Origin of the sequence: Variovorax rhizosphaerae, from assembly GCF_037889975.1 — a bacterium.
Classification (GTDB): Bacteria; Pseudomonadota; Gammaproteobacteria; order Burkholderiales; family Burkholderiaceae_C; genus Variovorax; species Variovorax rhizosphaerae.
The window spans coordinates 842,551-849,741 of record NZ_JBBKZT010000001.1 but is presented as its reverse complement, the minus strand read 5'-3'; the positions used below and the strand labels follow the sequence as shown (position 1 = coordinate 849,741).

The window sequence follows — 7,191 nt, the reverse complement described above, 5'->3', positions numbered from 1 at the left end:
ACCCATGGGCGGCGATGCTGCGCTACATCAGCCACCGCATCGCACCCACCATCGGCCCCTTCAGGCCTCCGAATAGGCTCCCGGGGACTGGGTAACCGCCGGATTTAGGATGACATGGGGTTGGCGCTGGCGCCACCCATTGCGAAGACCAGCCCGCTGAGCGCGGCATTGAAGATCAGGCCCCCCGCCGTGGTGTACGCGAGATACCGCAGCCGTCCGATCCTTCCCTTGGCCGACCACAGCTTGATCGGCTGGACTTCGTTGCCGTTGCCTCCCACATCGGCCACGGCCGCGTTGGGTGCTGCGTATGGATTGATTGCTCCTGACATTTTTCTACTCCCTTTGGTTGATGAAAACTCTCTTGTCGTTACCGGTGGCTGCTACAGCAGCCCCGCCCGCTTGACCGCGTGATACCGATTGACCAAGGCCACCGCGAGCTGCGCCGGCTCGACATCGATGGACAAGGGATCATTCCCCACCACCCGCGCAAACGCATCGCGCCGCGACTGGTCGAACAGATGCGCGGCGGCGACGTCGACCGCGTCGCGTGCACGCACGATCGGCTGCCCGGCGATGCGGCCGAGCACGCGCTCGCACAGGCTGGCCACCAGCACCAGATGGTTGCGCCGCAGCAGCTTGATCGCAGGTCGCAGTTCCGCCGCATCCTCGTCGCGGAAGTTGGTCAGCACGATCACCAAGGCGCGGCGGCGCTGCACGCGCAGCAGTTCCTGCGCGGCCAGTTGATAGTCGGAATGCGTGGCGCCGGGCTGGATGTCGTGCAGCCGGTTCATCAGCGCGTTGAGCGTGGCGCCACCCTTGCGCGGCGCGAAGTCGCGGCGCTGCTCCGGCGGCCCGCCGAAGGTCATCGCGCCGACTTCATCGCCCTCTTTCAGCGCCACGTAGCTCAGCAGCATCAAGGCATTGAGCGCCTCGTCGAAGTGGCTGCCCCCGCGTGGTTGCTGCGCCCGCATGCCTTCGTCGGCCCGCATGCGGCGGCCGCAGTCGAGCAGGAAGTACACGCACTGGTCGCGGTCGTCCTGGAACTCGCGCACGATCGGGCGCTGGTGCCGCAGCGTGGCCTTCCAGTCGATGTGGCGCAGCGAGTCGCCGGTGCGGTAGTCGGCGAGCTGGCGGAAGTCGGTGCCCTGCCCGCGCTGCTGAAAGGTCTTGATGCCGATCTGCGCGAGGCGCCGGTCGCCCGACAGCCAGGCATAGCGCGCCAGCGCGGCGAAGTTGGGATACACGCGGATGCGCTGCGGCTGGCCCAATGGCTGGCGCACCTCGAAGCAACCGGCGCGCGTGCGCCAGCGCAGTTGCGTGACGCCGAACTGCGCAACGCCGCGCGTCAGTGCGGTGGCCGTGTAGCGCAGCTCCACCCTGGCGCTGGCCGGCACCACCACGTCTTGCGGCAGGACTTCGAAGCTGAAGTGCGGATCGACCTCGTCGAACACCGCGACCTGCCAATCGACGGTGCCTTCGTTCACCAACGTCAGCGACAGCACCGTCGGCACGCCGAGCGAGAACGCACCGGGCAACTGCCGCTCGACACGCAAGGGCGCCGCGCGCCATTGGCGCCAGCTCCGCCACAGGTCGACGCCTGCATAGCCGATGCCCGCGGCCAGCAGCACACCACTCGCCAGCCCCACCCACTCCGACGGCACGCCGGCCATCGACGCCACCGCGGCGAGCACGGCCAGGCCGGCCAGTGCCTGCACGGTGGCGCGGGTGGGGATCAGCAAACGGCGCATCGCGTGACTTGCCTGCGAACTCAGAGCCTGGGCGCCTCGACGCTGTCGAGCGCGCCGCGCAGCAGGTCGTCCACGCCGCGGCCTTCCAGTTGCGCATCGGGCGAGATCATCACGCGGTGGCGCAAGGCCGGCAGTGCCTGCCTGGCCACGTCATCGGGCGTGATGAAGTCGCGGCCACACATCAGCGACGTCGCGCGTGCGGCGCGGATCAGGGCCATGGTGCCGCGCGGACCGGCGCCGGAGGACAGCCCCGGCCAGTCGCGCGTGGCGCGTGCGATGCGCACCGCGTAGTCGACCACACGCGCGTCGGCATGCACGAGGCAAGCGAGTCGCTGCAGTTCGATCACATGCGCCTCGGCCAGGCAAGGCGTGACGGCGTCCAGCGGAAACTGGTTGCCGGCGCGGTGCTGCGTGGTGAGTTGCACGATCGCGTTCTCTTCCTCGTGGCTCGGGAAGCCGATGTCGATCTTCAGCAGGAAGCGGTCGAGTTGCGCCTCGGGCAGCGGATAGGTGCCTTCGGTGTCGATCGGGTTCTGCGTGGCCATGACCATGAAGGGCTTTGGCAAGGGCAGCGCCTTGCCTTCCAGCGTGACCTGGTACTCCTGCATGACTTCGCGCAGCGCGCTCTGCGTCTTGGCCGGTGCGCGGTTGATTTCGTCGGCCAGCAGGAGATTGGTGAACACGGGGCCCTGGTGCACGCGCAAGGTGCCGATACCGCTCTCACCCCGACCAGACGGGTCGAGCACCGAATGGCCGGTGATGTCGGAAGGCATCAGGTCGGGCGTGAACTGCACGCGTGCATAGCGCAGCGACATGGCCTGCGCGAGCGCGCGTGCGAGCAGCGTCTTGCCGAGCCCGGGCACGCCTTCGATGAGCACATGGCCGGAGGCGACCAGCGCGACCAGCACCTGGTCGATCGCCTCGGCCTGGCCGACCACGGCCTTGCCGACCTGGGCACGCAATGCGTCGAGCCAGCCGGAAGCGCGGGTCAATTCGTCGGGGGTGATTTCTGACATGGGGAGTCTTTCGAATAGATCAGTGAGATGTGGATGCGTGCGGGATCGCATTCGCATCGAGGCGGCGCAGTGCCGTCTCCAGAAGCTCGAGGTCGGCCGCCAGTGCGCCGGGGCCGCGCTTGCGCAAGGCCATCGCCTCCGACAGCGCGCGTGCATCGAGGCCGGTGGCTTGCGCAATGGCGGCGGTGAGTCGTTCCGCATCACCTATGGCATGGCGGTGCAGATGCCGCTGCGCCGATTCGTCGAGGGCGCGAACCTGGGCCGCATGCAAGGCATCGCCGCCGTGGATGTGCAGGAACTCGGCGGTGCCGCGCACCTGCTCGGCCATCGAGCGACGCTGCGTGCCGGCCGATGCGATCAAGGGCCCGAAGCGCACGCCCGCGCGCCACAGCGCGAAGGCCAGCGCCAGCAGGCCGAGCAGGATCGCGGCCTGGCCGTTGTGCCAGAGCCAACGCAGGAAGGGCTCGCGCGCCTCCTCGACGACGAACCAGAACTCGGCGCCGCTGCGGGCCTGCAGGGCGGTGGCCACGAGCAAGGGGTTGTCGGCGCGCAGCAGGTTGAAGTTGTTGAGCGCACCCACATAGTTGATGACAGTGACAGTCCCTCTGCCCACAGGCACGCGCAACATCTCGATGCCGGCCGGACTTTGCACGGACCAGAGCGCCTGGGTCTTGCCGATCGGCGTGAACTGGCGCCTGCCCGGTTCGAAGCAAACGCGAAAACTGCGCACGCCGTCGTAGCTCGCGGGCAGCGACTCAGGCTCGGTGAGGCTGCGGCAGTTTTCGTCCTTCAGCAATGCGGCGCGGGACCCGGGCGCCTGCGCCGGCTTCGGACCCGGCTTGGGGATGGCGTAGTAGTTGGCCTTGATCGGCAGCCAATCCTTCAGCGACTTGTGCTCGTCAAAGATGTAGTCCGGGATGACCAGGTGTCCACCCTGCTCGACCCACTCGCGCAGCCGTCCGGCTCGGTCCGGAAACAAGTCCCATCGCTGCGACAAGAGCACCAGTCGCGCCTCTTTCGGTGGCAAATGGTCGAGCGCCTGTCGCTTGACCACCTTGGCGCCCAGTTCGCGCAACAGCTTCTGCGCCAGATAGAACTGGTTGGTCGCTGCCTCGCCGCGCGCGGGGGTGGGGTTCGCGGTGTCGGCCCATTCGGTGGCGCTGACCAGCCATGCCCCCGCCGCCAGCAGCAGCAACGCGATCAGGATGCGAACCAGGTTGTCCTTCATCGCACCACTCCCGTCGGTGCTGCAGCGGGCAAGTGCTGGTCGAACTCACCGCACAGCGCCAGCACGCCGGCCGTTGCAGGCAGGCGGTCGCCGTACGCGGCCAGTTGCCACGCGTCGACCAGCCGTGCAAAGAAGGCTTGCGACGCGGGCGCCAGCGTGCGCGAGGCCAGCGCGACGCATTCGCCCTCGGTACTGGCCGCGCGCACCGGCACGGCCTGCACATGCACCAGCCGCGACAAGGCGCCGCGATAGAGCAGCGACAGGGCGGCGCGTTGCTGGCCGCGCTGCCAGAGCCCTGCCGCGGCATCGCCGATGTCGGCGGGCAGGGTCTCTGGTCGGATGTCCAGCGCGCCGACATGACTGGGCAAAGGATCCATCGCGTGGCGAGTCCCGTCGGCGCGCACCTTGACCCAGCGACGGAGGCTGACCGCCACCCAGGCAAGCAACAACGCGCCCAGCACCCACACCAAGACGCGCGCGCCTTCGCTCACCGCGCGGAAGAAGTCGGACAGCCAGCCGGCGCCGGAATCGTCTTTCTTCTTCGCCTCGGGCTTGTCGGCCTTGTCCTTCTCGCCCCGGTCCTTGAAGCGCAGTTCCTTGGTGGTCTTGGTGCCGGGCAGGTTCGGATCGGCGCGAACCACGTCCGCTGCAGCTTGTACCTGCTCGCGCGTCGGCGCATCCGCGGAGGGCGCGGCCTGCGCCACACCGCACGCAAAGGCGCAGGCCAGGACGAAAGCCATGCATCGGTCGCGCACCCGGTCACTCCGCGAAGTCACGCCGGAACTCCTGCTCGATGTCCCAGGCCTCGAGTTCCACGCGCCGGTTCAGGTACATCGCGAATCCCGCCCCGACATAGAACGGCTCCAGCAGCCCGACCACGGTGGCATAGGCGCTCGCAACCAAGACGCTGGACAGCACCGAGTCATCGACGATCCAGCCAAACACGCTCCGCAGGCTGCCTTCCGGCGCAAACCACAGCGCGATCGACAACACGGCCATGTACAGGGCCATCTCCGCGTTGGCAAACGCGAACTGCAGGCCGGTGGCGGCACCGCGCCGGCCGCGCAGCATCTGGTCGCGACGCTTGCGTCGCGCGCCACCACGCTGGCCTTCCAGTTGCTCGATCGCCTGCGTATAGGAGCGCCACGGCGACAGCCGGCGCCAGAACAGGCTGCGCAACAGTTGTCCGCCCCAGACGGTGCGGCGCTGATCCCACAGGTCGGCCCATCGCGTGGCTTGGCCGAACACGGCGCGCGACAGGATGAACAGCAGGCTGCGATCCAGCCAGGGCTTCAACATGAAGATCAACGTGGCCGGCAGCCAAGTCGCGAACTCGGCCGTGCACAGCGCCAGCAGCACAACCACCGCGTAGAGCGGCAGGAAGCTGCGCCACACCGACGACGCATGCTGCCGCACCAGGGCCGCGCCCAGGTCGGCGGCCTCGGCCATCGTGCGCGGGCGCAGTGCGATGGCCAATCCATCAACGCGCATGGCCCACTCCCGTGTCCTTCGCCTGCGCGGCACGACGTGGCCGGCCCTGCCAGCTCAGGTAGGCCAGCACCAGCACCCAGCAAGCTGCACCCACGCCGTACTTCACCCCCGGCGTCACCCATCGCGCCGAAGACCAGAAGGCCTCGATCGCCGCAGCCACCAGCAGCATCCCGACCACGCCATAGATCACCACCACGGCATGGTGCGCGGCCAGCCGCAAGGACTCCAGTCGCGTATGCCGCCCCGGCGCGATCCAGGCATAGCCGAGCCGCAGCCCCGCCGCCCCCGACAGCACGATGGCCGTGAGTTCGAACGCGCCGTGCGTGACGACGAAGGACAGGAAGTTCTGCGCATGCCCGGCCTGGATCAGGTAGCCGCCCACAGCCCCCGCCTGCACGCCGTTGTAGAGCAGGAAGAACGCACTGCCCACGCCCGCGAAGATGCCCGACGCGAAGCAGCGGAAGCCCACGCCGATGTTGTTCATGACGTAGTAGCCGAACATCGTCCAGTCGTCGTCGGCATCGCGCTTGCGGCCGAAGGCGTCGGCATCGTCGCCGTACATGTGCTCGAAGTTCTGCACCTGGTCGGCGTCGAGCAGATGCAGGATGAAGCCCGGGTCGCGCCATGCCGCGAAGCCGGCCAGCAACAGCGGCAAGGTGAACAGCAAGGTCGCTGCCAGCAGGAAGCCGCGATGCGCGCGCACCGCCTGCGGAAAGTCGACCAGCACCAGCCGGCCCAGCCGCGCCATGCCGTAGTCGTGGCGGCGATAGATCAGCCGGTGCGCGCTCTGCGTCAAAGTCTCCAGGCGCTGCGTCATGTGCACCGGATAGGCGCGCGCCTGTGCCAGCGCCAGGTGCTCGCAGACGCGCCGGTACAGCGTGGCAAGCCGTGCGCCATCGAACTTCCGTTTGCGCTCGGCGATGCCGACCTCGGCCTCCAACTCGGCCCACAGGGGCGCGTGCATCTCTTCGAATTGCAGCGGCGTCATGGACGCGCTCCCTTGTCATTGCCGCTGACGTTGCGCCGCCCCAGCACCCATTGCGCGACGCCGAGCAATCGCGGCGAGGCCTTGGCACCCGGCGCGCCCGCCGGAAGCACCGACTGCGCAATCAGCGCCAGTTCTTCCAGCCGCTCAGGCGTCAGGCGACGCGTGCGGCCGGCCCACGACACGATGGCCGCCTGCTCACGCATGTTCAGCGGGCGCAGCGGCGCGAGCGGCTCGGCCCCCGGCACCTCGCCATGCAGGCTCACGCTGTCGGTGAACACCACCAGCGTGCCGGCCGCCAGGTCGCCGAGACGCTTGCTGTCGCGGCGCAGCAGCATGCTGGTCAGGCCGGCGCCATACAGCGCGGGCAGGAAGTCGGCGGTGCGCAACAGGTTGCGGATCAGCGCAGCGGCCGGCGTCACCGGCAGGCCGGAATCCATCACCACCCGCAAACCCAGCGCACGCTTGCCGGGCGTCGCGCCGCGGCGCGAGAGTTCGAACACCACCGGGTACAGCCACTCCAGCGCGAAGTAGCTGACCAGCATCAGCGCCGTGCCCACGCCGCCCATGCCCCCGGTGACGATGGCGAGCACGATGAAAGCCACGAGCCGGATTGCCAGGTCGATCAGGTACGCCAGGCTGCGCGCCATCAGGCCGGCCGGACGCAGCGACAGGGCGATGCCTTCGGGCGTTTCCGCGGTATGGAGCGTGTCGAGGCGCACG

At 68.6% G+C, this 7,191-nt stretch carries 8 protein-coding genes; all 8 read right to left on the bottom strand.

Annotated features, from left to right (window positions below):
* Positions 1 to 104 precede the first annotated feature (104 nt).
* From WKW82_RS03865 to WKW82_RS03830, 8 genes are read right to left on the bottom strand one after another with little or no spacing between them, the layout of a single operon-like run.
* Positions 105 to 329 (bottom strand): hypothetical protein, encoded by a 225-nt coding sequence (locus WKW82_RS03865; protein ID WP_340340905.1) that lies wholly within the window; start codon positions 327 to 329, stop codon positions 105 to 107.
* Between the two features lie 51 nt (positions 330 to 380).
* Entirely contained in the window at positions 381 to 1,748 is a 1,368-nt protein-coding gene (locus WKW82_RS03860) for a DUF58 domain-containing protein (protein WP_340340904.1), read from the bottom strand.
* A 20-nt stretch (positions 1,749 to 1,768) separates the two neighbouring features.
* The gene (locus tag WKW82_RS03855; RefSeq protein ID WP_340340903.1) at positions 1,769 to 2,764 is read right to left on the bottom strand and encodes an AAA family ATPase; all 996 of its coding nucleotides are present in this window, start codon (positions 2,762 to 2,764) and stop codon (positions 1,769 to 1,771) included.
* Between the two features lie 19 nt (positions 2,765 to 2,783).
* Positions 2,784 to 3,992 (bottom strand): DUF4350 domain-containing protein, encoded by a 1,209-nt coding sequence (locus tag WKW82_RS03850; RefSeq protein ID WP_340340902.1) that lies wholly within the window; start codon positions 3,990 to 3,992, stop codon positions 2,784 to 2,786.
* Positions 3,989 to 4,768, bottom strand: coding sequence for a DUF4129 domain-containing protein (locus tag WKW82_RS03845; RefSeq protein WP_340340901.1), 780 nt, complete (start codon positions 4,766 to 4,768; stop codon positions 3,989 to 3,991). Before WKW82_RS03845 ends, WKW82_RS03850 begins: the two co-directional genes overlap by 4 nt.
* The gene (locus WKW82_RS03840; RefSeq protein ID WP_340340900.1) at positions 4,752 to 5,483 is read right to left on the bottom strand and encodes a hypothetical protein; all 732 of its coding nucleotides are present in this window, start codon (positions 5,481 to 5,483) and stop codon (positions 4,752 to 4,754) included. Before WKW82_RS03840 ends, WKW82_RS03845 begins: the two co-directional genes overlap by 17 nt.
* The gene (locus WKW82_RS03835) at positions 5,473 to 6,471 is read right to left on the bottom strand and encodes a stage II sporulation protein M (protein ID WP_340340899.1); all 999 of its coding nucleotides are present in this window, start codon (positions 6,469 to 6,471) and stop codon (positions 5,473 to 5,475) included. Before WKW82_RS03835 ends, WKW82_RS03840 begins: the two co-directional genes overlap by 11 nt.
* Positions 6,468 to 7,190, bottom strand: a complete 723-nt coding sequence (locus tag WKW82_RS03830; protein WP_340340898.1) for an RDD family protein — start codon at positions 7,188 to 7,190, stop codon at positions 6,468 to 6,470. Before WKW82_RS03830 ends, WKW82_RS03835 begins: the two co-directional genes overlap by 4 nt.
* Between the last annotated feature and the right edge of the window lies 1 nt (position 7,191).

Excerpts from the sequence above, each read along its gene's own strand:
- WKW82_RS03865 (WP_340340905.1), bottom strand. The coding sequence starts at position 329 with ATGTCAGGAGCAATCAATCCATACGCAGCACCCAACGCGGCCGTGGCC.
- WKW82_RS03860 (WP_340340904.1), bottom strand. The coding sequence starts at position 1,748 with ATGCGCCGTTTGCTGATCCCCACCCGCGCCACCGTGCAGGCACTGGCC.
- WKW82_RS03855 (WP_340340903.1), bottom strand. The coding sequence starts at position 2,764 with ATGTCAGAAATCACCCCCGACGAATTGACCCGCGCTTCCGGCTGGCTC.
- WKW82_RS03850 (WP_340340902.1), bottom strand. The coding sequence starts at position 3,992 with ATGAAGGACAACCTGGTTCGCATCCTGATCGCGTTGCTGCTGCTGGCG.
- WKW82_RS03840 (WP_340340900.1), bottom strand. The coding sequence starts at position 5,483 with ATGCGCGTTGATGGATTGGCCATCGCACTGCGCCCGCGCACGATGGCC.
- WKW82_RS03835 (WP_340340899.1), bottom strand. The coding sequence starts at position 6,471 with ATGACGCCGCTGCAATTCGAAGAGATGCACGCGCCCCTGTGGGCCGAG.